At 68.5% G+C, this 24,332-nt stretch carries 22 protein-coding genes; 16 read left to right on the forward strand and 6 right to left on the reverse strand.

Annotation, left to right across the window (positions count from 1 at the left end):
- The first annotated feature begins 38 nt into the window (after positions 1 to 38).
- Both VFU06_01800 and VFU06_01805 read left to right on the forward strand, forming a co-directional pair.
- A complete protein-coding gene (locus VFU06_01800) occupies positions 39 to 1,574 on the forward strand; it encodes a sulfatase (GenBank protein HEU5208118.1) in 1,536 nt (511 codons plus the stop codon).
- 63 nt (positions 1,575 to 1,637) lie between these two features.
- The gene (locus tag VFU06_01805; protein ID HEU5208119.1) at positions 1,638 to 3,263 is read left to right on the forward strand and encodes a sodium:solute symporter; all 1,626 of its coding nucleotides are present in this window, start codon (positions 1,638 to 1,640) and stop codon (positions 3,261 to 3,263) included.
- Positions 3,264 to 3,356: 93 nt separating this feature from the next.
- Here the strand turns inward: VFU06_01805 and VFU06_01810 are convergent, their stop codons facing one another.
- On the reverse strand, positions 3,357 to 3,587 hold the full coding sequence (locus tag VFU06_01810; protein ID HEU5208120.1) for a DUF2188 domain-containing protein: 231 nt from the start codon (positions 3,585 to 3,587) through the stop codon (positions 3,357 to 3,359).
- Between the two features lie 144 nt (positions 3,588 to 3,731).
- Between VFU06_01810 and VFU06_01815 the strand changes: the two genes are divergently transcribed.
- From VFU06_01815 to VFU06_01830, 4 genes are read left to right on the forward strand one after another with little or no spacing between them, the layout of a single operon-like run.
- Positions 3,732 to 4,211, forward strand: a complete 480-nt coding sequence (locus VFU06_01815) for a TerB family tellurite resistance protein (protein HEU5208121.1) — start codon at positions 3,732 to 3,734, stop codon at positions 4,209 to 4,211.
- Between the two features lie 3 nt (positions 4,212 to 4,214).
- Entirely contained in the window at positions 4,215 to 4,850 is a 636-nt protein-coding gene (locus tag VFU06_01820; GenBank protein ID HEU5208122.1) for an SCO family protein, read from the forward strand.
- Positions 4,847 to 5,488, forward strand: a complete 642-nt coding sequence (locus tag VFU06_01825; protein HEU5208123.1) for a phosphatase PAP2 family protein — start codon at positions 4,847 to 4,849, stop codon at positions 5,486 to 5,488. Before VFU06_01820 ends, VFU06_01825 begins: the two co-directional genes overlap by 4 nt.
- A gap of 40 nt (positions 5,489 to 5,528) precedes the next feature.
- Positions 5,529 to 6,920 carry a DHH family phosphoesterase gene (locus tag VFU06_01830; protein HEU5208124.1) on the forward strand — a complete coding sequence of 464 codons (1,392 nt, stop codon included), beginning with the start codon at positions 5,529 to 5,531 and terminating at the stop codon, positions 6,918 to 6,920.
- Here the strand turns inward: VFU06_01830 and VFU06_01835 are convergent.
- From VFU06_01835 to VFU06_01850, 4 genes are read right to left on the reverse strand one after another with little or no spacing between them, the layout of a single operon-like run.
- Entirely contained in the window at positions 6,917 to 7,411 is a 495-nt protein-coding gene (locus VFU06_01835) for a hypothetical protein (GenBank protein ID HEU5208125.1), read from the reverse strand. The genes VFU06_01830 and VFU06_01835 overlap by 4 nt on opposite strands.
- Before the next feature lie 30 nt (positions 7,412 to 7,441).
- Positions 7,442 to 8,536, reverse strand: a complete 1,095-nt coding sequence (locus VFU06_01840; protein HEU5208126.1) for a dienelactone hydrolase family protein — start codon at positions 8,534 to 8,536, stop codon at positions 7,442 to 7,444.
- A 1-nt stretch (position 8,537) separates the two neighbouring features.
- A complete protein-coding gene (locus VFU06_01845) occupies positions 8,538 to 9,905 on the reverse strand; it encodes an ATP-binding protein (GenBank protein HEU5208127.1) in 1,368 nt (455 codons plus the stop codon).
- A 58-nt stretch (positions 9,906 to 9,963) separates the two neighbouring features.
- Entirely contained in the window at positions 9,964 to 12,093 is a 2,130-nt protein-coding gene (locus tag VFU06_01850) for a dehydrogenase E1 component subunit alpha/beta (GenBank protein ID HEU5208128.1), read from the reverse strand.
- A gap of 176 nt (positions 12,094 to 12,269) precedes the next feature.
- Between VFU06_01850 and VFU06_01855 the strand changes: the two genes are divergently transcribed.
- The 8 genes from VFU06_01855 to VFU06_01890 all read left to right on the forward strand — a co-directional run bounded on the left by VFU06_01855 (position 12,270) and on the right by VFU06_01890 (position 18,405).
- Entirely contained in the window at positions 12,270 to 12,518 is a 249-nt protein-coding gene (locus tag VFU06_01855) for a hypothetical protein (protein HEU5208129.1), read from the forward strand.
- The gene (locus VFU06_01860; protein ID HEU5208130.1) at positions 12,515 to 12,919 is read left to right on the forward strand and encodes a hypothetical protein; all 405 of its coding nucleotides are present in this window, start codon (positions 12,515 to 12,517) and stop codon (positions 12,917 to 12,919) included. Before VFU06_01855 ends, VFU06_01860 begins: the two co-directional genes overlap by 4 nt.
- Positions 12,920 to 14,161 (forward strand): dephospho-CoA kinase, encoded by a 1,242-nt coding sequence (gene coaE, locus VFU06_01865; GenBank protein HEU5208131.1) that lies wholly within the window; start codon positions 12,920 to 12,922, stop codon positions 14,159 to 14,161.
- Positions 14,122 to 14,808 (forward strand): PHP domain-containing protein, encoded by a 687-nt coding sequence (locus tag VFU06_01870; protein HEU5208132.1) that lies wholly within the window; start codon positions 14,122 to 14,124, stop codon positions 14,806 to 14,808. Before coaE ends, VFU06_01870 begins: the two co-directional genes overlap by 40 nt.
- Positions 14,805 to 15,872, forward strand: coding sequence for a bifunctional oligoribonuclease/PAP phosphatase NrnA (locus tag VFU06_01875; GenBank protein HEU5208133.1), 1,068 nt, complete (start codon positions 14,805 to 14,807; stop codon positions 15,870 to 15,872). The genes VFU06_01870 and VFU06_01875 overlap by 4 nt, the downstream gene beginning before the upstream one ends.
- 78 nt (positions 15,873 to 15,950) lie before the next feature.
- Positions 15,951 to 17,120 carry a hypothetical protein gene (locus VFU06_01880; GenBank protein HEU5208134.1) on the forward strand — a complete coding sequence of 390 codons (1,170 nt, stop codon included), beginning with the start codon at positions 15,951 to 15,953 and terminating at the stop codon, positions 17,118 to 17,120.
- The gene (locus tag VFU06_01885) at positions 17,117 to 17,770 is read left to right on the forward strand and encodes a hypothetical protein (protein HEU5208135.1); all 654 of its coding nucleotides are present in this window, start codon (positions 17,117 to 17,119) and stop codon (positions 17,768 to 17,770) included. The genes VFU06_01880 and VFU06_01885 overlap by 4 nt, the downstream gene beginning before the upstream one ends.
- A gap of 155 nt (positions 17,771 to 17,925) precedes the next feature.
- Positions 17,926 to 18,405: a Fur family transcriptional regulator gene (locus VFU06_01890; protein HEU5208136.1), complete on the forward strand. Its 480-nt coding sequence runs from the start codon at positions 17,926 to 17,928 to the stop codon at positions 18,403 to 18,405.
- A gap of 347 nt (positions 18,406 to 18,752) precedes the next feature.
- Here the strand turns inward: VFU06_01890 and speA are convergent, their stop codons facing one another.
- The gene (speA, locus tag VFU06_01895) at positions 18,753 to 20,645 is read right to left on the reverse strand and encodes a biosynthetic arginine decarboxylase (protein ID HEU5208137.1); all 1,893 of its coding nucleotides are present in this window, start codon (positions 20,643 to 20,645) and stop codon (positions 18,753 to 18,755) included.
- Positions 20,646 to 20,890: 245 nt separating this feature from the next.
- Here speA and speB point away from each other — a divergent pair, with 245 nt between their 5' ends.
- Together speB and VFU06_01905 are read left to right on the forward strand one after the other, a co-directional pair.
- Positions 20,891 to 21,859 (forward strand): agmatinase, encoded by a 969-nt coding sequence (speB, locus tag VFU06_01900; GenBank protein HEU5208138.1) that lies wholly within the window; start codon positions 20,891 to 20,893, stop codon positions 21,857 to 21,859.
- A gap of 64 nt (positions 21,860 to 21,923) precedes the next feature.
- Entirely contained in the window at positions 21,924 to 24,311 is a 2,388-nt protein-coding gene (locus VFU06_01905; GenBank protein HEU5208139.1) for an ABC transporter permease, read from the forward strand.
- Positions 24,312 to 24,332 lie beyond the last annotated feature (21 nt).

The following is a 24,332-nucleotide window of genomic DNA, read 5'->3' on the forward strand; positions in this document are numbered from 1 at the left end:
GCGGGCTTCACCGGCGGCTGGCTCCAGGGACGGTGCCCGTGAGGCGCTTTGGACCGCCACGCCTCGCTCCGGCGCTCGCGCTCGCGCTCGCGCTCGGACTCGGAATCCCCCACGCGCTTCCGGAATCAGCCACCGCGCAGCAGCCGCAGCGCAACGTCATCCTCATCCTGAGCGACGACCACCGTTACGACTTCATGGGCTTCATGGACGAGGCCCCGGATTTCCTGGAGACGCCGAACCTCGATCGCATGGCGGCCGAGGGCGCGCACCTGCGCAATGCGTTCGTCACGACGTCGCTCTGCTCACCCAGTCGCGCGTCGATCTTCACGGGGCAGTACGCGCATCGACACCGCATCGTCGACAACACGTCGCCGATCCCCGCAGGCACGGTCTTCTTCCCGCAGTACCTGCAGCAGGCGGGGTACGCGACGGCCTACGTCGGCAAGTGGCACATGGGTGAGACCGACGACGCGCCGCAGCCCGGCTTCGATCACTGGGTCAGCTTCCGGGGGCAGGGCGTCTACGTCGACCCGGAGCTGAACGTCAACGGCGCCCGGAGCCGTTTCGAGGGCTACACCACCGACGTCCTCACTGATCAGGCGCTCGACTGGCTCGCGCGACGGCGTGGCTCCAGCGAACCGTTCTTCCTGGTGCTGTCGCACAAGGCCGTGCACGCGGAGTTCGTTCCTGCACCGCGACACGCCGGCCGGTACGCCGACATCGAGATCCCCTATCCGGTCACGATGGCGAACACGGAGTCGAACTACCGCGGCAAGCCGCACTGGGTGCGCGCGCAGCGGCAGAGCTGGCACGGCGTCGACTTCATGTACCACGGCGACATGGACTTCGATGAGTTCTACCGCGCGTACGCGGAGACGCTGCTGGCGATGGACGAGGGCGTCGGCCGCGTTCTGAAGTTCCTGGAGCAGTCCGGGCTCGCTGACGAGACGCTCGTCCTCTACATGGGCGACAACGGTTTCCTGCTCGGCGAGCACGGGCTGATCGACAAGCGTCACGCATACGAGGCGTCGATCCGCGTGCCCATGCTGGCGTGGGCGCCGGGCCTGATCGACCCCGGCACCACGATCGATGCACTGGTCCGCAACATCGACGTCGCGCCAACCGTGCTGGAGATCTTCGGCGTGCGCGCAACGCACACGATGGACGGCGCGAGTTTTCTGGGTCTGCTCAGCGGCTCCGACGCTGCGCGTGCCCGGACCGCGAGCCAGGATGCACGGGCCGCGGTGCCGGCGCCGGCGGGACTCCCCGGTGAGCCGGCGCTGCTGTACGAGTACTACTGGGAACACGCGTTCCCGCACACACCCACGACGTTTGCATTGCGTGGTCCGCGCTTCAAGTACATCTACTACCACGGCGTCTGGGACACGCAGGAGCTGTACGACCTCGCGACCGATCCGCTCGAGCAGCACAACCTGATCGATGTGCCCGCCTACGCGCAGCATGTGAGCGCGATGCGCGCGGCACTGTTCGATCGGCTCGAAGCCACCGGCGGAATGGCCATCCCGCTCAAGCCCGCAACACCGTGGCAGGGAGCGGAGCGCCGCATCCCGTAAGGGGCCGTCATGTCACGCACACCTGTCGACATCCGCTGATGTCGCTCTGACGGGGGAGGGGCAGTGAATCAGCTTGCCGCAGCCGACTGGGCCGTCATCGCGCTGTACTTCCTGCTCGTGTTCGGCGTCGCGATCTGGGCGACAGTGAGCGAGCGGCGCGGCAAGTCACTCGACACGGCCGATTACTTCCTCGCCGGCCGGGATGCCGGCTGGTTCGTCATCGGCGGCTCACTGTTCGCCTCCAACATCGGGTCGGAACACCTGGTCGGCCTCGCCGGAACCGGTGCAGCCAGCGGTGTCGCCGTCGCGCAGTTCGAGGTGCTCGCGTCGCTGATCCTCCTGGTCCTCGGCTGGGTCTTCGTGCCGTTCTACCTGAGCAGCGGCGTCTACACCATGCCCGAGTTCCTCGAGCGCCGCTACTCGTCCGCTGCCCGCTGGTACCTCGCCGTCATCTCCATCGTCGGGTACGTGCTCACCAAGATCTCCGTCACCATTGCGGCGGGCGGCATCGTGTTCGAGGCCCTGATGGGGATCGACTTCTGGACCGGCGCACTGATCGTCGTCGTGATCACGGGCATCTACACCATCTTCGGCGGCCTGCGCGTCGTGCTGTATACCGACCTGCTGCAGATGTTCGTGCTGATCGGCGGCGCGGTCGCCGTGACTGCACTCGGCCTGTCCGCGGCGGGCGGCTGGGGAGCACTCACGACGAGTGTGCCGGACGGCTTCATGAGCCTCTGGAAGCCCGCTACCGATCCGGATTTCCCCTGGACCGGCATCCTGTTCGGCGCACCCATCCTCGGCATCTGGTACTGGTGCACCGATCAGTTCATCGTGCAGCGCGTGCTCGCCGCGGAGAACCAGGCCCAGGCACGCCGCGGCACCATCTTCGCCGGGTTCCTGAAGCTGCTGCCGCTCTTCATCTTCGTGCTGCCCGGCGTGATCGCGTACGCGCTGGTGCAGTCCGGCGACCTCGAGCTTGCCGCGCCGGACCAGGCGCTGCCCAGCCTGGTCGGCGCACTGCTGCCTGTCGGTCTGCGTGGCCTCGTCGTGGCGGGCCTGCTCGCCGCGCTCATGAGCTCGCTTTCTTCCGTGTTCAACTCGACGTCGACGCTGATCACGTGGGACGTGTACCGCAGGCTGCGCCCGGCTGCGAGCGAGCGGCAGCTCGTGATCGTGGGACAGATCGCGACGGCGGTGCTCGTCGTGTTCGGCCTGCTCTGGATCCCGCTGATGGACCTGATCTCGGGCCAGCTCTACCAGTACATCCAGAGCGTGCAGTCGTACATTTCGCCGCCGATCGCGGCCGTGTTCCTGCTCGGGGTATTCTGGCAGCGCGTCAACGCGAAGGGTGCGATGGCGGCACTGCTGGGCGGCTTCGTGCTCGGCGCGGCGCGCCTGATTGCGGAGCTGAATGCGACGTCCCTGCCAGACGGTTTGCTGCTCGACTTCGCGCGGATCAACTTCCTGCACTTCGCGGCGCTGCTGTTCGTGTTCTGCGCGCTGCTTGCGATCGTCGTGAGCCTGCTGACGCCGCCGCCTCCATCATCGAAAACCGCTGGCCTGACCTACCAGACCGCGGCCGCGCCGGACACGGATGCGGTGTCGGTGCGCGCGCGTCGGGCGGACCGCGCCTGGACTGCCGTGCTGCTCGTGGCCGTCGCCGCGTTGTGGCTGTTCTTTTCGTGAGGCATCGAACAGAGCGGACTCCGCGGCTCCGACAACAACAGCTCGCCGCCGCACCATGCGACGACGAGCCTGCTCGTGACTGCGGGGGAGGCGCTACCGCGAAACCCGCCGGTCGGTGCCGCGATACGAACGGCGCCGTTCCACGCCGCCGCGCTCGTCGCGGATCACCAGCTCGCTTTCGGGGAACGCGCTCGTGATCCTGCGGCCTTCCTGGATCGCCTCGCGCTTGGTGGCAAACAGCTGACCGCGCCGCTCGTTGGTGCGCAGCAGCTCCCACTCATCCTGGCCGGCCGGAATCACGTGGAACGTGATCCTGTCTCCCATGCCCACCTCCATCTGCGGGACCGCCCCCGAACATGGGAAGAAGCATGCCCGGTTCTGCGGCGGGGTATTTCGTCCCGCCCGGCCTTGCCGCACCCCGGGCTTCATCCCACTTTGCGCGCTCTCAGCCGATTCCTGGAGTGCTCGATGCTCGAACCCATCCGGACGTTCTTCCAGCGGAACATCGCGATCGACATCGACAGCGGTGGAGCGCACGCGCGGCCCGCGCCGGCGGCGCAGGAGAAGCTGCACGTGGCGGCGTGTGCGTTGCTGCTCGAGCTCGCGCACGCGGACGACGAGTTCGCGGACATCGAGCGCAGCCATATCGAGGCGGTACTGCAGCGTCACTTCGGGCTCGAACCCCAGGTCGCGAGGGAGCTGATCGAGCTGGCGGAGTACGAGCGTGCCAACGCGATCGACCTCTTCCAGTTCACGACACTGATCCGCAACAGCTACGACCTGGGCCAGAAGACACTGCTTGCCGAGATCATGTGGGGGCTTGTGCTGACGGACGGCCAGATCGCGCGCCATGAGAGCTACATGCTGCGCAAGATCGCGAACCTGCTCGACCTGGAGCCCGGCTACCTGTCGAGCGCTCGCCGCCGCGTCGAGGATTCCGGGGCCTGAGCCGTGCGCAGCCGTCGCATCCTGATCGCGCTCGCCGCGGTCAACGCAGTCCTGATCGCCGCCCTCGGCTTCACCGTCGTGCGTGCCCGTTCCGCGGAGTGGCACGGCACGCTGCTGGACCCGCCCATGACGGCGCAGTCCTTCGAGCTGGTCTCCGCCCGCGGGCCCGTCAGCTCCGCCGACCTGCGCGGCCGCTGGACGGTCCTGTTCTTTGGCTACACCCGCTGCCCGGACGCCTGCCCGCTGACGCTGGAGAAACTGCGTCGTGTGCACGATGCGCTCGGCGATGACGCGGAGCAGGTGCAGGTCGCCCTTGTGACCGTGGATCCGGAGCATGACACGCCCGACCGGCTCGCCGGCTACGTGGAGCGATTCGACCCATCATTCCTCGGGTTGACTGCCGACGCGCCCACGATCGAGGCAGTGACCAAAGCCTACGGGATCTACCACGCGGGCAGCGACCCTGCCGGCGCCGCGGCGGACGGACATGCCGCACATGCCCCGCCGCGGAATGCGCTGATCGATCACACCACCCATGTCCTCGTGCTCGATCGTGACGGCCGCCTCGCCATGCTCTGGGGGCCGGAGCTCACGGCGGAGCAGATGAGCGGGGACCTGCGGCGGCTCCTGCGTCGATGACCGACGCCACAGCCACGGCGACGTCGCATCCGCTCCGCGTCCTGCTCTTCGGCATCGCGGCAATCGGGCTCTCACACCTGCTGGACCCGTTCGGCTGGCGCTATTTCCACTTCGACGGGGTCTACTCCGACGACTTCGGCCGCATGCTGCGCGTCATGGGTTACGTCCCGGTGTGGCTCGCGCTGGCGATCGCATTCGTGCTGCACGACCGGCCACTCGGCCGCGGGCGCTGGTGGCGCGGGGCGACGATCGTGGCCGGCGTCGCGGCGGCGGGCATCGCGGGGGAGCTGCTCAAGCTGCTTCTGCGGCGCGAGCGACCGCGCGCGCACGAGGGCGAGTACGTCTTCCGCTCCTTCACGGAGCGCCCGCTTTCCAGTGGCGGCCTGGCGTGGCCGAGCAGCCACGCGATCGTCGCCTTTGGCGCTGCCGCGATCCTTTCGCGGCTGTTCCCGCGCGCGCGCATCGTCTTCTGGGCCCTTGCCTGGGGGTGTGCGCTTTCCCGAGTCGCCGACGGCGCGCACTTCGTGAGCGACGTCGTGACCTCGGCCGTCGTGGCGTGGCTGGTGGTCGACCGTGTCTGGCACTTCGCCACGAAGCGCGCGCCCGCGCGCGGAACGGACGTTGCAACCCCCGCCTGAGGCCTGCGCACGAGGAATCTGCACAACGAGGGACAGTCGTTTGGCAACGCAAGCAACCGAAACGGACGTCGGCCCGCCGATGCTCGTCGTGGTCAGCGACGGGCCCGATCCCGACGCGAGCCTGCGTGCCGGCAAGCGGGAGGTCTGGCGCTGGGGGGAGAACCAGGGAGGTCGGCGCGACGGCAAGCGCTTCCATGGTGACCCGACCGAGCCGGGCACCTACGAGTGGGTGCGCGGCGCGCGTGCGGTCACGGCGGTCGTGATGCTGCGCGACCACGATCGCGCGCGCGACGTGGTCCGTGCCATCCGGCAGGTGCGCAGCGATACGGCCGCGCTGATCCTCGCCAGCGGAATCCCCGATGCCCCCGGTGACGGCACACTGGCCCGCCCCGGTGAGCTGCGCGACGTCCTGCGCATCGACATCGAGGAGGAGCTGCTCCGGCTCGAGGCGGAACGGCGGGTGTTCTGCCTGCGCAACTTTGCAGCGGGTGCGGACACCGTGCCGATCCTCGTGCACCCGGACCCGGACCCCGACGCGGTGTCGAGCGCGTTTGCGGTGCGTGCGCTCCTGGAGCGCTCCCCCGACGCCATGCCGATCGTGACGCGGCGCGCGATCACCCGGCCGGAGAACCGGCGGATGACTGACCTGCTCGGCATCCGCGTCGTCGAGGTGGGCCGTGACGAGCTGCTCGCGTTCGACCGCGTCATCGCCGTCGACATGCAACCAGCCGACCTGTGCGTGCCGGACGGTCCGAAGCTCGCCGTGATCGACCACCATCCATTCGACCACTGCCTGTGCGCATCGCTGCACGACGTGCGGCCGCACCTTGGCTCCACGGCCACGATGCTCACGCAGTATTTCCGCGCAATGGACGAGCAGCGCGTGGGACAGTCGCTGGCGACCGCACTGCTGTTCGGCATCAAGACGGATACCGACGGACTGACACGCAAGGTCACGCCGGAGGACGTCGAGGCGTACGCGTTCCTGCAGGAACGCGCCGACATGGAGGTGCTGAACCGCCTGGAGCGACCTGCCTACCCGGTCGAAGCCGCGCGCGCGTTCGGCGCAGCACTCGACCGACTGTGTCAGCAGGACGACGTGGTGGTCGCGTTCGCCGGGGAGCTCACGCCGGAAGCGTCGCACATCCTCGCCGATCTCGGTGATTTCTGTCTCGGAATCGATACCGCGTGCTGGGCGCTCGCCGCGGGCTACGTGCAGGACGAGCTGACGGTATCCGTCCGGCACCTCGGTGCACCGCCGGGTGCAGGTGCGCTCGCGCGCGAGCTGGCAGGGGAGGGGGGAAACGGCGGCGGCCACGACACCATGGCACGGTTCTCAATGCCGGTCGATCGTGGCCGCGAGTGGCTTGGCGATGAGCCTGCGCGCGCGCTGCTGGACGCCGCGATCGCCGCGCTGGACAGGCTGCGCTAGTCGTCTACGCACTCTCCGAGCTCATCCGGGCCCATGCCCTGGAGCAGTGAGTCGATCACCTCGCGCGCGTAGCTCTCCGGATCGACCTCCGCATCCAGGCCACGGATGTGGGACAGGACCAGCCGCTCACCATTCGCGCACTCCAGCCCGATGTAGGCGGAGGGGTACACCCGCGCACCATCCGTGATGCTCTCCACCTCGTGCGGCACGCCCGCCACGCCCAGGCGCGCATCGCCGCTCTCCAGCGCCGACACGATACGCTCCCACGTGTCATCCAGCGGGAACCTCGTGGACGCAAGGATGTTGGGCTGACCCGCGATCAGCAGGGCAACATCGAGGTCCACGTCGTGCTCCTCGCGATTGATCGCGATGCTGTGAATGACGGGGAACGGCCCCGCGAGAAAAACCGGTACCGGCGGAGAATCCATCATCAGCTCCCGGCGCCTGAGAGTGAGCCGCACGACCTGGGTGCGGAGCCAGCGTCTGTCCATTACCCGTGTCTGCCGATCTGGGTCCGCGCCTCAGAGCGTGTGCAGCAGTGCGCGGATCAGCCGCAGGAACCTGTACCCCTCGCGCGCCAGACCGACTGCGCCGAGGTCGTGCTGCGCACCGCCGGAGTGTGCGAACAGGGCCGTGATCTCCGAGTGGATCAACCGGTCCTGCAGCACCCGTGACAGCCGCACGGTCTCGGTGAATGGGAGCAGGCGGTCATCGCGCCCGTGGGCGAGCAGTGCGGGCACGCGCAGCACCGGCAGGTACGGTGCGGGGTCGAGCAGCGGATCCGAATCGAGTGCCGCGCGTGCGAGTGCATGTGCGAGAGCACGGTTCTGCGGTGTTCCTTCGGCCGGCCTGTTTGCCGGTGGGGCGACCCGGTCGAACAGCTCACGGTGTGCACTGCCGAGCGATGTGCGCAACCGGTGCTTCAGCGGATCGAGCGCAGCGTCCCAGGCCGGAACACCGAGCTCTCCCGCCTCCAGCGCGAGTGTGTGCACCGCACGTGCGACGTCCGCATCCGCTTCGTGGCCGGACACCGCCGTGAGATAGTTGCCCAGCATGATCCAGCGGCCGTACGGGTCCGGCTCGATGTGGTAGCTCACGCCGTCCAGGCTGTGCTCGCCCGTGAGCCCGAAGACGAAGATGCGCTCGAGATCTTCGTAACCGCCCCACGCGACGACCGCGCGCAGCAATGCCGCGGTGTCGGGATCGCTCGCCGCGATCAGCGCCTGCGTCGCACCGAACGAGAAGCCCACCAGTCCGATGCGCGCGGGATCCACCTCCGGCCGGTCGTGCAGCGACCGCACCGCTGCCTGGATCGTCTCGATCGTGATCGCAGGAGCAACACGCAGCGCACGCCATTCCGGGATCTCCGGGACGAGCACCGCGTGACCGCTCGCGGCGACGGCCCGTGCGAAGGTACGGAGCCCGGTATGCGCGCGCCCGGTACGCGTGAGGCCGTGCAGGATCACATAGCCGGGAAGCTTGCGGTTGCCGCGTGCCGGCAGGTACAGGTCGGCCGGGATGCCGATGCCGCTGCGCTGGTACGACGTCGCCAGCCCGCGCACCCGTGCGCGCTCCGGGCGCTGGTGCGCGCGCAGAAAGGCCAGTGCGGACGGCATGCTACGCCGATTCGCCTGCCGTGATCGGCAGCATCACGTAGAAGCAGGTCCCGTGCTCCGGCTCGCTTTCCACGCGGATGTGGCCGTTGCTCTGGCGCACGATGCCATACGCCATGGAAAGGCCGAGGCCGGTGCCGCGCCCGACCGGCTTGGTCGTGAAGTATGGATCGAAGATGCGCGCCATGGTGCCGGCGCTCATGCCCACGCCCGTGTCACGCGCCTGAACGACCGCGTAGCGGCCGGGCTGGATCTCCAGCTCCCGTGCACGGTCGGGGGACACGGTCTCCGACACGGTCTGGATGCGGAACGATCCGCCGCGCGGCATCGCGTCGCGCGCGTTCGTCGCGAGGTTCAGCAGCACCTGTGTGAGCTGGCCCGCATCGGCGTGCACCTGCAGCGGCATGTCGGCGAGGTCCAGCTCCAGCCGGATGTCTTCGCCGATGATGCGATGCAGCAGCCGCGCGATGTCGCGCACGACATCGTTCAGGTCGAGCGGCCGGGGCTGCAGGATCTGCCGGCGCGAGAACGCCAGGAGCTGGCGGGTCAGGAGGCGGGCGCGGTCTGCCGCAATGAGCATCGCCTCGACCTCCGGCCGGACGTCGCTGTTCGGCGGCAACGCCGCCATCGCGAACTGTCCGTGCCCCATCATGGCGGTGAGCAGGTTGTTGAAGTCATGTGCGATGCCGCCCGCGAGCGTGCCGATCGACTCCATCTTCTGCGACTGCTGCAGCCGCGCCTCCAGCTCACGCTGCTCGGTGATGTCGTTCAGCGCGCCGATGAGTCGCACCATCTCGCCCGCCATGTCACGCTGCATCATGGCGGTCGCGTGGATCGCGCGCTCCGTTCCATTCGGCAGCTGCAGCCGGTACTCGACCTGCGTCCTGCCACCGCGCTCCATGAACCGGTCCAGCTCGCGCCGGACGCGCTCCCGGTCTTCGGGATGCACGAACTCCAGGTAGCGTTCGATGGTCATGCGCTCGGCCGGATGCATGCCGAGTGCGCGTCGCAGCTCCTCCGCGACTTCCATGTCGTTGGTGCGCAGGTCCCACACCCACAGGTACAGCCCGGTCGCCTCGATCGCGATGCGGACCTGCTCCTCCTGCCGCCTCAGCCGCTCCGCAGCGGTGCGCAGCGCCCGCGCCTGGTCGTCGAAGGCATGCTCCAGCTCCAGCTGGCGGCGCATCAGCACCGACGCGAGCACGCCGACCACGATCCCCGCGGCGATGTAGGCGACGCGGAAGACCGCTGAGTCCACGCCCGCTCCCTGCTCGAATGCGACCCCGAGCAGGATCGTGAACGCGGCAAAGCCGCCGGGCACGACGAACCTGCGAACGCCGCTGCGGCCGTCGCCAATGAGAAGGCGCGACACCCCACGTCGTGCAGGGCGCCGCGCCTCGTCTGTCATCGGGTCGCTGTCCAAGAGTGGCTCAGTACTGCGCGATGCTTTCGATGGCGCTCAGCACGTTCTCCGTCTGCGGCAGGATCGCGTCCTCGAGCTGGGGCGAGTAGGCGACCCACGTGTCGAGCGACGCGACGCGCCGGACCGGTGCGTCCAGCCAGGGGAACAGCTCGTCCGCGACCCGCGCCGCGATCTCCGAGCCGATGCCCCAGGAGAGCGCGTCCTCGTGCGCAATGATCACGCGGTTGGTCTTCTGCACGCTCGCGGCGATCGTCTCCATGTCCAGCGGGTTGAGCGAGCGCAGGTCCACCACCTCGACGCTGATGCCGCGCTCCTCCGCCTGCTTGGCAGCGTTGAGCGACCGCTGCACCAGCGCGCCGCACGCGATCACGCTGACGTCCGTGCCCTCGCGCACCACCTTCGCCTTGCCGAACGGCACCATGAAGTTCGGGCCCGGGTCCTTCCCCTTGTTGTAGACCTGGCGATACAGGTGCTTGTGCTCCAGGAACAGCACCGGATCCTCGCAGCGGATCGCCGTGCGCAGCAGACCGTTCGCGTCCTCCGCCGTCGCGGGCAGCACGACGCGCAGCCCGGGCGTGTGCGTGAACAGCGTCTCGCCCGTCTGCGAGTGGTAGATCGCGCCACCCTTCAGGTAGCCGCCGTAGGCGACACGGATCACGACCGGCGCATCCCACGCATTCGCCGAGCGGTAGCGCATGGTGGCCAGCTCGTCGCGGATCTGCATCATCGCCGGCCAGATGTAGTCGAAGAACTGGATCTCCACGACCGGCCGGAGTCCGCGTAGCGCCATGCCGATCGCGCGCCCGACGATGTTCGCCTCCGCCAGCGGCGAGTTGAAGACGCGGTTGCTGCCGAACCGGCGCTGCAGGCCATACGTGCACTTGAAGACGCCGCCCTTGCCCTTGCACTCCTCCAGCACGTCCTCGCGCGAGGCGTCGGCGACGTCCTGGCCGAACACGACGATGCGCGGGTCGCGCTCCATCTCGTCACGCAGGCACGCGTTGATGAGATCGACCATGGTCGTCTCGTTGCCGCGGTACTGCGGGTCATCCTCGGTGTCGAACGGCTCCGCGGTCGGATCGACCTCTTCCGAGTAGAGCCAGCGCATGGCGGTCTCGGGCGCCGGCTGCGGCTGCTCCAGCGCGCGGTCGCTCGCGGCCTTCACCTCGCTGGTGATCTCTTCCTCGATCGCCTTCAGTTCCTCGTCGGTCGCGAGGCCGTTCTCGACGAGATGCGCGCGCAGCCGGTTGATCGGGTCGCGCTGCTCGTCATCGGCGCGCTCCGTCTGCGGCCGGTACATCTGGTCGTCGTCGGAGAGCGAATGCGAGTAGCGCCGGACCACGTGCGCGTGCAGCAGGGCGGGGCCCCTGCGCTGACGACAGTGCTCGACCACTCGCTGCGCGGCCTCGTAGCTCGCGAACACGTCGTTGCCGTCACACTCCTCGATCAGCAGCCCCGGCATTCCGGTGAGCAGCTTGCTCACGCTGCCGCCCGCCGTGTTGACCTCGACAGGCACCGAGATCGCAAAGCCGTTGTCCTCGACCACGAAGAGCACGGGCAGCTTCAGGTTGCACGCCGTGTTCATCGCTTCCCAGAACTCCCCCTCCGACGTCTGCCCCTCACCCGTCGTCACGACCACGATCTCGTCGTCCGCGAACTCCTCGATCCCGTTGCGCATCGCGTCGTCGCGACTGGCGCGCATGGCCGTCTCGGCGGCTCCGACAGCCTGCAGGAACTGCGTGCCGGTGGGCGAAGACGTGCTCGTGATGCGCAGCTTCCGGTGCCCCCAGTGCGCCGGCATCTGGCGGCCGCCGCTCGACGGATCGCTCTCCGCTGCAACCGCCTGCAGCAGGTGCTCGTACGGGGTCATGCCGAGCGCCTGCGTGAACGCGCGATCCCGGTAGTAGAAAAAGAACCAGTCGGAGCCGGGCCGCAGGTGCTCCGCGAGTGCGACCTGTACGGCTTCGTGGCCCGCGCCCGAGATCTGGAAGAAGATCTTGTTCTGCCGCTTCAGCAGGATCTCCTGGTCGTCCGTCCGCCGCGCGGCGACCATCGTTCGATAGAGGCGCAGCAGCGTCTCGCGGTCGAGCGTAGTCTTCGGCTGCTTGCGCCGGACCGTCTTCGTCCTGGTTGCCATGGGGAGCTCGGGTTGGATCTGCAAACCTGCGACCGGCAACGACTTGGAAGTGTTCGAGGGCGGTCGCGACAATGGCCTATTATACCCGCCGATGCGCGGGCCGGCCAGTGCCGGCGTTTACACGCCCGCGCGCGCGCCGGTAGATTCGGGCGGTCGTTTCACAGGGGAGCTCCAGCGTGTCGACATCACCGATTCTCGGCTACGCGGCCATGGCACTGCGCCGACCGACGCTGATCCCGTCGCTGCTGCGGGCGGGCTGGCGCTTCCGTGCGCGCGACTGGTGGCGTCGTCCGCCGTTCCTGCCCGTGCCGCCGAAGACGTACATGGCGTGGCGGAACGAGACCGCCTTTGGTACGCAGGATACCCGAACGCCACCGGACCTGCTGGCGCGCTATCTCCAGTGGACGGAGTCGATGCGACGATGAAGTGGTTGCTGGTGATCCTGATCGTGCTCGGGTTTGCGTGGTCGGTGCCTGCCGGCCGCGAGCGCATCCGTGACGTGCTGCAGCCGGTGGGTGAGCAGCTCGAGCCTGTGCTCAACTGGGCGCTCGATCCCATGCGCCGCGCCGGGGCGCGGCGGGAGCTGGACTTCATCCTGCGCGCAATCGAGAACGAGCGGCAGATGGGACGGCCCTTCCCGAACCCCGCCACCTTTCACGAGTGGGTCGGCTCCAGCGTGGATGCCCTGAACGACGGGCTCGATCCATGGGGCCAGCCGTACACGCTCGAGGTGTCGCGGCAGACCGCCACGGTCGTGTCCGCAGGGCCTGACCGCACGCGCGGCACGGCCGACGACGTAAAGGCGTCCCGCAGCTTCGGCCGCTGAGTGGACGGCTCGCTCCTCGAGCTGATCCAGCGCTGGATCATCGAGCTCGGACCCTGGGTCGTCTACCTGGTCACCATGCTCGAGACCGCCGCGTTCGTCGGCCTGTTCATCCCGTCCGGCCCGACCATCCTGTTCGCGGCCTTTCTCACGACGACCCGCTTCTTCGAGCTCGAGCACGTCCTGCTTGCGACGCTGCTCGGCGGCTTCAGCGGCGATCAGCTCGGCTACTGGCTCGGTCGCGCCTACGGCGTGCGCGGCGTGGTGCACGGCGGCCGGGTCGGCCGGCTCTGGCACGGCTACGAGCACAGGGCGGTGACGCTGTTCCGCCGCCACTCCGTGCTGGCCGTGTCCCTGGCACGCTGCATCGCGTTCGTGCGCACCATCATGCCCTGGTTCGCGGGCATGAGCCGCATGCCATACGGCCGCTTCGTCCTCTACGACGTTCTCGGCGTCCTCGTCTGGGGCGTGGGCCACGTCACGCTCGGGTACCTCGCCGGCCGGAGCTGGCGCGCACTGGCGACGCTGCTCGGGTCGGCGACGGTCGCGCTCCTCGCTATCGTCGCGATCGCCGGTCTTGCCGTGTACCTGCGCCGCCGGCACGCGGCCGGCACGATGGCGGAGTCGAACGGCCTGTTCCGCGTGGGGCTGACCGGCAACATCGCGAGCGGGAAGAGCGCGGTCGAGGCCGTGTGGACGTCGCTGGGCGCGCACGTCGTGGACGCGGATGTGCTCGCGCGCGAGGCGGTCGCACCGGGCAGCGAGGGGCTCCAGCGCGTCGCCGCTCACTTCGGGGAGGAGGTGCTCCTGCCCGATGGCTCGCTCGATCGCGCCGCGGTCCGCGACATCGTGTTCCGCGACGAGGGCGCGCGCACGACGCTGGAGTCGATCGTCCATCCCGAAGTCGAGCAGCTCCGCCTCGCCCGCGAGGATGCGCTGCGCGCGCAGGGCGCTCGCATCGTGGTGCACGCGATTCCGCTGCTCTTCGAGGTCGGCATGGAGCAGGCCTTCGACATCGTCGTGCTGGTCGATGCGCCGGAGGAGGAGCGGCTGCGACGGCTCGTGGAGACGCGGAATTTGCATGAGGACGAAGCCCGGCGCATGATCGCCGCGCAGATGCCCGCGGCGGACAAGCGCGGGCGCGCAGCGATCGTGATCGAGAATGACGGTACACTGGCGGACCTGGAGCAGAGGGCGGTCGAGACATGGCGGGAGATCGAGCGGCGCGCGGGCGTATCCGCGTAGACCTGCACATCCACACGAACGCGTCGTTCGACTGCCTGACGGACCCCGTCCGGCTGGTCGAGCACGCGCTCGCCGTCGGTCTCGACCGCATCGGCGTCACGGACCACAACGAGCTGTACAACGCGCTCATGCTGAAGGAGCGCTATCCTGACCGCATCGTCGTGGGCGAAGAGGTGAAAACGGCCGAGGGCGTGGACGTGATCGGCTACCTCATCGAGCACCAGATCCCGAAGGGAACGCCTGCGCGCGAGACGTGCGAGCGCATCCGCGCGCAGGGCGGCGTCGTCTACGTTCCGCACCCGTTCGCGTCCGGCAAGGGTGGCGGTGGCCGCATCCTCGAGGAGATCCACGACCTGGTGGATGCCGTCGAAGCCTTCAACGCGCGTATTCACACGCAATCGCTGAACGAGCAGGCGGCGGAATGGGCGCAGCAGCGAGGACTGCCCACTGGCGCCGGCTCGGATGCGCACACGCTGGCAGAGGTCGGGCGCGGGTACGTGGAATTGCCGCCGTTCGACGACACGCGCGCCTCCTTCCTCGAGGCGCTGCGCCGTGCACGCGTGTACGGCACCGAATCACCGCGCCGCGTGCATCTCGCGAGCACGTGGGCGAAGCTGCGCAGAAAGCTGCCGGGAGGTGTATCGTGAAGTGGCTCGAGACCCCGTCCCGGCGGGAGGAGCCGATCCGCCGCATCCTCGCGGAACTCGAGGACGCACAGGACATCGTGCTCACCACGCACGTGAACGCGGACGGCGATGGCACCGGCTCGCAGGCCGCGTTTGCCGCACTGCTCCAGGCGCGCGGGAAACACGTCCACATCGTGAACCCGACCGCGTACCCCGAGGCATTCCGCTACCTGCTCGACGAAGAGGAAATGATCGTCGACCTGGGCGACGCACGTGCGGAGGGCGTCCTGGCGACGTGCGACACGCTGTGCGTGCTCGATACGGGCGAGTGGTCGCGCATCGGGCGAGTCGGACGCGCACTCTCGGATCGGCGCATCCTCGTGATCGATCATCACCTGCCCGGTGAGGACCCGATCGATGGGACCGATCTGCGTGATCCGGCCGCGTGCGCGACCGGTGAGTTGGTCTACGACCTGTTCACCGCGACCGGCACCGACTGGTCCCGCCAGGCGCTGCACGGCATCTACGCGGCGATCCTGACCGACACGGGATCCTTCCGCTTTGCCAATGCAACGCCGCGCGCACATGCGATCGCCGCCGACCTCATCGCGCGCGGCGTCGATCCCGAGGAGATGTACCGGCGCATCTATGCCACCGTGCCGCTGCGCCGGATCGCCCTGCTGCGGCACGCGCTCGAGCGGCTGGACGTCGATCCGGTGCTGCCGATCACGTGGATCACCATCGAGTCCGGTATCATGGACTCGCTCGGCTGCACGTCCGATGACCTCGACGGCGTGATCGAGCACGCGCGCTCGATCGAGGGGACGGAGGTCGCCCTGCTGTTCCGTGCGACCGCCGATGGCTCGACCAAGGTCTCGCTGCGCTCGAGTGGCGCGGTCGACGTGAACGCCGTCGCCCGCCGCTTCGGGGGCGGCGGCCACGCGAAGGCGTCGGGTGCCCTCATGGGCAAGCCGCTCCAGGAAGCGCGCCACCTGGTGCTGGAGGCGGTGCGCGAAGCCGTACGCCGGGAGCTCGGTGAACGTGGCGCGGCCGTGGAGCCGCCGGAGGAGCGTCGGGGTCCGTGACGCGGCCGGGCTTTGCCGGGTGGCGGCCGGCCGGTAGATTCCGCGCCGACCCGTCCCGATGAAAGGCAGCCAAACCGCATGTCATTCGTCTACCAGCCACCCGCATTCGACGAGCCGCCCCTCCGCGATGCACCGGACGCCCGCTTCGTCCCGGCCCCTGCGGACGGTGTGCTGCCCGATGATTTCTTTGCGACGACCAACCTGCCCACCTACGTGCGCGTGAAGGGCACGTGGCGCCTGCCGCGCTTTCCGCGCATGGACGGCGCTCTCGTGCTGGAGGACGACGGCTCCGTCCGTATCGTCGAGGCGCGCTACGTGACCGCCGGCCAGCCCGTCGCGACCGGCTACGCCGAGGACGGCAGCGAGGGCATCTTCGTGCACACGTCCGCGTTCATGGGAAGCGACGAGCCGGGCGAGTTCGCCTTCATGCGTTCCGCTGTCAGCCGCGAGAAGCCGGTCGACTACCCGGAGCTCGCGCGCATGCTGCACGAGGAGCGCGAGCGCGGCGGTCACGTCGTGTGGGTCGTCGGACCCGCCGTTCTCCACGCGCGGGGACGCGACGTCATCACCTGGTTCATCGAGAACGGCTACGTCAACGCGTTCCTCGGCGGCAACGCGGTCGCCGTGCACGACATCGAGCAGGCCCTGATGGGCACGACGCTCGGGATGGATCGCAGCGGACGACCCGTCTCCGGCGGCCACGCGTTCCACATGCGGGCCATCAACCAGATCGCACGGGCCGGCTCGATCCGCGGCGCCGTCGAGCAGGGGCTCCTCGACAACGGGATCATGCACGCCTGCGTCCGCAACGACGTCCCGTTCGTGCTGGCCGGCTCGATCCGCGACGATGGGCCGCTGCCGGACACCGTCGCAGACGTGGTGCGCGCCCAGGAGCTGATGCGCGAGCATGCACAGAAGGCAACCATGGCGATCATGGTGGCCACCGCACTCCATGCAATCGCCTTCGGAAACATGCTGCCCGCGTACGTGCAGGAAAGCGAAACCGAGCTGCGGCCGCTCACGACGATTGCCGTCGACTCCTCCGAGTTCGTCGTGAGCAAGCTGAAGGACCGCGGAACGCACCAGGCGTTCGGCGTCATCACCAACGCGCAGGACTTCCTGCACGTGCTGCGCTACTTCGTGGAGCAGCTCCAGCCGGGTCGCGGCGAGCCCGCACCCGGACCGCCGCCCGCCACCGTTGACGCACCGCCACGCGAGATCAGCGACCGCGGCAGAGTCGGGGCATGAGCAGCAGGCAGAATGGAATGGATGCAGTGAACGACAGCGAAAGAACGGCCGCCACGATCACGCCGGCGCAGAAGTGGGTGAACGCAGGGCCGGACGAAGGTGCGCTGCACGCGCTGCTCGACCGCATCGTCGAGCACATCCCGCGCGAACAGATCGACGTACTCTGGATCTTTCCGACCCGCATTGCCGGCGGTGTCGAGTCCACCGTGATCGTGATCGCCGGATTCGACGCCGACGCGGACCGACGCACCGTCGCGACCGCCCACTTCCGCGTCACGCGCGACCGCCGCGGACGCGCCAGCGTCGCACTGCAGATGCAGGAGCACGGCACCGCTCCGATCGGCGCTACACAGCGCGTCGTCGATGGCGTACTGCGCCGACTCGGCGACGAGGTGGGCCGCGAGGCGCCGCGTCGCGTCGAGATCACGGGCAGCGCACCGGCATGGTGGGAGCTCTACGCCGAGGTCGGCGGCGAAGTCCCGGAAGATGCACTGGGCGACGAGCAGCAGGAGGCGGAGCTCGAAGCGCAGCAGCATCCGGCACAGCAGCAGTTCACCGAGGACGACGGAGCCTCCACGCCACCCCACGGGGACGTCCTGGAACCCGCGGACGAGGCGGCGGATGCGACCGGCGAGGAACATCCGCGGTGAAACGAACCGAGCCGGCGTGCGCGGAAACGCACGCCGGCTCGTGTCCTGTCAGCCCGGGAGGCGCAAGAGCACGCCGTACCAGTTGCGCCGCCGCCCCGGCACTGCTATCAATAGTCATTGTTGATAATGATTCTCGATCCCGGGTCCGCCGCCCCATGAGCTTCACGCATCTGTTCCGTCGATACCTGCGCGATCAGGGCCTGCCGGTGACGCAGCAGCGCGAGTCGATCGCCGAGGTCGTCTTCGCAAGCGCGGAGCACCTGTCGGTTGAGGACATCGAGTCGCGGCTGCGGGAGCAGGGCGAGCGGATCGGCAAGGCGACGATCTACAGGACGCTGGAAATGCTGGTGAAGAGCGGCCTGGTCGCGGAGCATGATTTCGGCGAGGGCTTCAAGCGTTACGAGCACCTGTTCGGGCAGCAGCCGGTGCGGGAGCACCTGATCTGCACGGAGTGCGGCAAGGTGGAGGAGTTCGCCAGCGCGGAGCTTCTGCGTCTGCAGGAAACCGAGGCGCGCAGGCGCGGCTTCCAGCCCGCGCGCTACCGGCTGCAGATCTACGGGCTGTGCGCGTCGTGCCAGGCGTCGGGCGTGGAGCTGAAGTGGGAGGGGCTGAGCTGTCCGGTGCTGGTGGACTAGCGTCGGCGGGTGCTGCCTCGGTTTTTTTTCACCGCCGAGGCGCGGAGGGCGCCGAGTTCCATAGCGCAGACAACCCAGTGAACACAAAGGCCTGCGCGATCGCACAGGCCTTTTCGTAGGGAAGCATTCATTCTGTAGTGGTTTCCCCGCCGCGAGGCGACGACGCGGATCAGCTTCCGGGGCGGCGCAGCAAACTGCAAACAAAAAAGGAAGCCGACGCAGTCAGCTGCAGGCATTCCGCGAACGCTCCGTGTCCGCTGTGACCTCCGTGTGAAAAAACTCCGCGCTCTCTGCGCTCTCAGCGGTGATAAGAGAACCTGAGGCGCCGAGTCAGCCAGATGCAACGTTCAGGCGATCTCCCCCTCCAGGTACGTATACCCGTCCAGTCCGCTGATGTAGTCGGCGATGAACGCGTTGGCCTCTTCGCGCGTGATGTCGCGTGAGTTCGCGACCTTGCGGCGGAAGGTCGTGACCAGGTCCTGCACATTGAACTGCACGTAGTTGAGCACTTCCGTGATCGTGTCGCCGTGCACGAGGTCGCCGATCTCGTAGCCGTCGTCGGTCAGGCGGATGTGCACGGCATTGGTGTCGCCGAACAGGTTGTGCAGGTCACCGAGGATCTCCTGGTATGCGCCGGTCAGGAAGATGCCGAGCACGTAATCGTCGTCGCCCTGGAAGGAATGCAGCTCGAGCGACGGCTTCGGCTTCCTCCAGTCGACGAAGTGATCGATCTTGCCGTCGGAGTCGCAGGTCACGTCCTGCAGTGTTCCGCGGCGGGTGGGCTCTTCGTCCAGGCGGTGGATCGGCATGATGGGGAAGAGCTGATCGATCGCCCAGGAATCCGGCAGCGACTGGAAGAGCGAGAAGTTGCAGAAGTAGCGATCGACGAGCATGGCGTCGATCTCGGGGATGATGTCCTCGAACTCCTCGGGAACCTTCCGTACGACGTCGGCGACGCGGTTCATGAGCGCGAGGTGGTAGCGCTCGGCGAGGGCGCGCTCGCGGAGTGTCATGACGCCGGAGGTGAAGTGCTGCATCATCTGCTCCTTGGCGTACGAGGTGTCGTGGTAGACCTCGCGCACGGAGCGCTCGTCGAACTCGTTGTAGGTCGCGGCGAGCTCGTGCAGCAGGGAGTGAGCCTCTTCGTCGGGTGTCTCGGGGGCCTCGTGCTTCTGCGTCTCGATATCGATCACGTTGATCAGCAGGAGCGCGTGGTGTGCCGTGAGTGCGCGGCCGGACTCGCTGATGATGTTCGGCATGGGGACGTCGTTCTCGCGGCATGCCTCGGCGAGTCCGTAGACGATGTCGTTTGCGTACTCCTGGATGGAGTAGTTGACGGACGCGCTGCCGGTCGAGCGGGAGCCGTCGTAATCGACGCCCAGGCCGCCGCCAACGTCGACGTAGTCGATGCCGACGCCCAGCTTGCGCAGCTCGACGTAGTAGCGCGCGACTTCCGTCATCGCCGCCTTGATGTTGCGGATGTCGGGGATCTGCGAGCCGAGATGGAAGTGCACCATCTTGAGGATGTCGAGCTGGCCGGCCGCTTCCAGGCGGTCGAGCACGCGCGCGAGCTGCGACGCGTTCAGACCGAACTTGCTCCGCTCGCCGGCTGACTCGGACCAGCGACCCGCGCCGGTCGCCGAGAGCTTGATGCGTACGCCGGCGGTCGGCTTGACGTTGGTGCGCTGCGCGATCTTGAGCAGCGTGTCGACCTCGCTGGGCTTCTCGATCACGATCAGCACCTCGTGACCGAGCTTCTGGCCGATCAGCGCGAGCCGGAGGTACTCCTCGTCCTTGTATCCGTTGCAGACGATCAGGTGGTCGGTCCGCTCGGACATGGCGAGCACCGCCTGAAGCTCCGGCTTGCTGCCGACCTCGAGGCCGACACCGTGCCGCTCGCCGAAGGCGACGATCTCCTCGAGCACGTGGCGCTGCTGGTTCACCTTGATCGGATAGACCGTGGTGTAGCGCCCTGTGTATTCGAACTCGTCGATCGCGAGCTTGAACTTCTCCGAGAGCGTCTCGATGCGCGTGCGCAGGATGTCCGAGAAGCGGAGCAGCAGTGGCAGGCCGACGCCCTGCGCCTGCAGGTCCATGGCGAGCTCGAACAGGTCGAGGCCCCGTGCCGCGTCCTTGGTCGGGTGCACCGTGACGTGCCCCCGCTCGTTGATATCGAAATAGCCGATACCCCAGCCGTCGATGTTGTAGAGCTCGCGCGAGTCCTCGGTCGTCCAGCCCATCTCTGCTCCGGTGTAGGTGGCCGCCTCAGTACGTGGCGGCGCGATAGTCTGGCGCATTCGACCCACCGTCTCAAGTCCCGCGGCGCGGCGATCCGGTGGCCGGAGCCGCCCGGCGGCGTGCGAGACGCGGGATTTCGCCCGTCGCTGCGTTGCCGCCCGCGCCTGTGCGCGTATCTTGCCGCCTCCGCGGCCGTGTCCGCCCTGGTGCGGCACGGACCGAGCCACGAGGATGCTGGAGAAGAGGGATGCGTCTACCTGCGGGACTGCAGAAGCTGGAGTGGGAGCTGCCCCACACGTTCATGGGGCTGGAAGAGGAAGCGAACGATTTCGAGCGCGCGGGGGTGGTGATCCTGCCCGTGCCGTACGAGGCCACCACCAGTTACGGGGGGGGCACGGCGAACGGGCCCGCCGCGATCGTCGAGGCGAGCCGCTTCATCGAGCTGTACGACCAGGAGCTGGACACGCTGCCGAGCGACGTCGGCATTGCGACGCTGCCCGCGCTGGCGCTGTCCGGCGCGGGCCCGGAGCAGGCGGTCGCGGAGCTGCGCGAGGCGTATGACGCCGTGCTCGACGCCGCGGGCGACAGGCTCGTGATCACGCTGGGCGGTGAGCACTCCATCTCCAGCGCTCCGATCCTGGCGCATGCGGAGCGGCTCGGTCGCGCTGGCCGGCGGCTGAGTGTGCTGCAGGTCGACGCGCACACGGATCTCCGGCCCGACTACGAGGGGTCGCCCTGGTCGCATGCATCGATCATGGCGCGCGTGGCGGAGGCGTGTGACATCACCGCCGTCGGGATCCGGGCGCTGACCAGGGAGGAGGTCGAGTTCGCGCGCAGTCGCGACACGATCAACATCTTTTTCGCGGACGACATTCACGACGGCACGGGGTGGATCGACGACGTGATCGCGACGCTCGGCGACGACGTGTACATCACGTTCGACGTCGACGGCTTCGACCCCTCGCTCGTGCCGGCTACCGGCACGCCGGAGCCGGGCGGCCTGCAGTGGTACCCGGTAATGAAGCTGCTCCGCCGTGTGTTCGCCGAGCGGCGCGTGCACGGCGTGGACGTCGTCGAGCTTGCACCGATCGCCGGTTACCATGCCGCCGACTTCCTGGTCGCAAAGCTGGTCTACAAGATGGTCGGCTACTGGCAGGCGGGCCGCCGCGGGCGATCCATCGGGAGAGGGGCGTACGGCACGAGCCGTAGCCCCTGAAACTCTGCCAACCTTCCGGACGTTGTGGGCTGTCCAAGCCGTCAGCCGCTTTCCGGGAGGATCCGTGTCACAACTGCGACTGGCCGGACGCGCACTCCTGCGCAGTCCGGCCTACTCCGTCATTGCGTTGCTCACGCTCGTGCTGGGGCTGGGCATGAACACCGCCGCATTCAGCCTCGTGCGGAGCGTGCTGCTCGCGCCGCTGCCGTACCCGGACGGCCACGAGCTGGTCGTGGTGCGGGAGGTGAACCGGCAGGCGCGCGAGATGGACGTCGCGTGGAAGAACTTCGTCGACTGGCGGGACCGCTCGCGCGCCTTCAGCGGACTTGCGGCGTACAGCGACTTCGAATCGACGATCCTCGGACCCGATCGCCCCGTGCGCACGCAGGTCGCGGCAGTGACCGAGGATTTCTTTCCGCTGCTGGGCGTGGCACCGCTGCAGGGTCGGGCGCTGCAGGCGCAGGATCATCGCAGCAACGCTGCCCCTGCGGTCGTGGTCAGCCACCGCTTCTGGCAGACGCACCTCGGCTCGAGCACCGAGCGGCTGCTGAGCGTCGATGGGCATGACGCCCGCGTGGTCGGTGTCCTGCCCCCGGGGCTGGAGTTCCCGATCGGCACGGACGTCTGGTACGCCGCAGAGCTCATCGAGCAGAGCCAGAACCGCACCGCGCACAACTACAGCGTGATCGGACGGCTGCGCGACAATGCCCCCGTCGCTGCAGCGGAGGCGGAGCTGGACGCAATCACGCGCTCCTTCCGCGACGAGCTCGGTGCCGGGACAGACGTAGGCGACTACTTCCCGGTCGAGGCGAGCGTCGCGACACTGCACGAGGACATGGTCGGCGTGATGCGACGTCCGCTCGTCATCCTCTTCGGCACCTCGCTGATCCTGCTGCTCGTCGCGTGCGTCAACCTGGCGAGCACGACGCTCGCTCGCGTCACGGACCGGGGCCGCGAGCTGGCGTTGCGGCACGCACTCGGTGCGAGCCGGGGCGAGCTGGTGCGCCTGCAGCTGCTGGAGACCGGGCTCCTCGCCGGCACGGGTGCCCTCCTCGCGTTCGGGCTCGCCGCGCTCGTCGTGCAGGTCGTGCGGTCCACGGCGCCTGCGGGTCTCACGCGCTTCGACAGCGTGAGCCTCGACGGCACGGTCGGGCTGTTCACCCTCGCGCTCGCCCTGCTCACGGCGCTCCTGGCCGGACTGTGGCCCGCGCTGCTCGCGACCCGCAGGATGGCCGGATCACTGCGCGGCGGCTCCCGTACGGGTACGAGCAGGGAATCGCGGCGCGCCTGGCGCGTTCTCATCGGCGCAGAGTTCGCGGCCGCATTGCTGCTGCTCGTCACCTCGGGCCTGCTCGTGCGCAGCTTTGTGCGCGTGCTGGAGGTCGATCCCGGCTACCGGACGAGCGGTGTGCTGGTGGCGACGGTCGATCCGCCCGAATCGCTCTATCCCTCTCCCGACGAGCGCCTGCGCTATTACGAGGAGCTGCACGGCCGGCTGCGGGCGCTCGCAGGCGTCGCGGACGTGGGCCTGGTTTCCCGGCCGCCGCTGGCGTCCATTGCCAACGGCCTGCTGCAGGTGACCGGCGGCCCTGTCACCGACCTGACCGGCAATTACCAGATCGCGAGCGACGGCTACTTCAGCACGCTCGGCATCGGACTCGTCCGCGGGCGCACGTTCGACGAACGGGACCGCGCGGGCAGCACGCCGGTGGTGGTGGTGAGTCGCTCCTTTGCGGACGAGGCGTGGCCGGGCATCGATCCGATCGGACACCAGGTGTCGAGTGGCGGCATGGAGGACAGCATCCGCTGGGCGACGGTGATCGGTGTGGTCGAGGACGTGCGGCAGGTCGAGCTGACGCGCGACCCGCGACCGACCGTATACCTGTCCTACCGGCAGCGGCCGTTCCGCACGTGGAGCATGAGCGCGGCGCTCCGGCCGGGTGCTGGCACGGCGGCCGCGCTGATACCTGCCGTGCGCGAAGCGGCCTCGTCAATCGACCCGAATGTGCCGGTCCGTTTTGCCACCATGGAGCAGCGCCTCGCGGACACGCTGGTGCAGCGCCGTTTCGTGCTCATGGTGATCGGCGCCTTCTCCGCGCTGGCGCTGCTGCTGTCGGCGATCGGCGTCTACGGGGTGGTCGCGTACGCGGTCACCCGACGGCGTCGCGAGATCGGCATCCGCCTGGCACTCGGCTCGCCGCGCCGCGCGGTGGTCAGTGCGATACAGCGTGACACGCTCGTGCCGGCCGCAGTCGGCGCTGCCACCGGCATCCTGGCGGCCCTCGCGCTGACGCGTGTGCTGGAGAGCCTGCTGTACGAGGTGCAGCCCGCCGATCCGCTGACGTATGTCTCGGCAGCGGCCGTGCTCGGGCTGACGGCGTGGGGTGCCAGCCTGGTCCCGGCGCTGCGCTCCATGCGCGTCGGGCCGCTGGAAACGATGCGTACGGAGTAGGTCAGCGGCCACCTGTACGCT

The organism is Longimicrobiales bacterium (assembly GCA_035764935.1).
GTDB lineage: Bacteria > Gemmatimonadota > Gemmatimonadetes > Longimicrobiales > RSA9 > DASTYK01.

Excerpts from the sequence above, each read along its gene's own strand:
- VFU06_01880 (HEU5208134.1), top strand. The coding sequence starts at position 15,951 with ATGTCATTCGTCTACCAGCCACCCGCATTCGACGAGCCGCCCCTCCGC.
- speB (HEU5208138.1), top strand. The coding sequence starts at position 20,891 with ATGCGTCTACCTGCGGGACTGCAGAAGCTGGAGTGGGAGCTGCCCCAC.
- VFU06_01850 (HEU5208128.1), bottom strand. The coding sequence starts at position 12,093 with ATGGCAACCAGGACGAAGACGGTCCGGCGCAAGCAGCCGAAGACTACG.
- VFU06_01840 (HEU5208126.1), bottom strand. The coding sequence starts at position 8,536 with ATGCCGTCCGCACTGGCCTTTCTGCGCGCGCACCAGCGCCCGGAGCGC.
- VFU06_01815 (HEU5208121.1), top strand. The coding sequence starts at position 3,732 with ATGCTCGAACCCATCCGGACGTTCTTCCAGCGGAACATCGCGATCGAC.
- speA (HEU5208137.1), bottom strand. The coding sequence starts at position 20,645 with ATGGGCTGGACGACCGAGGACTCGCGCGAGCTCTACAACATCGACGGC.
- VFU06_01870 (HEU5208132.1), top strand. The coding sequence starts at position 14,122 with ATGGCGGGAGATCGAGCGGCGCGCGGGCGTATCCGCGTAGACCTGCAC.
- VFU06_01825 (HEU5208123.1), top strand. The coding sequence starts at position 4,847 with ATGACCGACGCCACAGCCACGGCGACGTCGCATCCGCTCCGCGTCCTG.
- VFU06_01835 (HEU5208125.1), bottom strand. The coding sequence starts at position 7,411 with ATGGACAGACGCTGGCTCCGCACCCAGGTCGTGCGGCTCACTCTCAGG.
- VFU06_01810 (HEU5208120.1), bottom strand. The coding sequence starts at position 3,587 with ATGGGAGACAGGATCACGTTCCACGTGATTCCGGCCGGCCAGGATGAG.
- VFU06_01890 (HEU5208136.1), top strand. The coding sequence starts at position 17,926 with ATGAGCTTCACGCATCTGTTCCGTCGATACCTGCGCGATCAGGGCCTG.
- VFU06_01885 (HEU5208135.1), top strand. The coding sequence starts at position 17,117 with ATGAGCAGCAGGCAGAATGGAATGGATGCAGTGAACGACAGCGAAAGA.
- VFU06_01860 (HEU5208130.1), top strand. The coding sequence starts at position 12,515 with ATGAAGTGGTTGCTGGTGATCCTGATCGTGCTCGGGTTTGCGTGGTCG.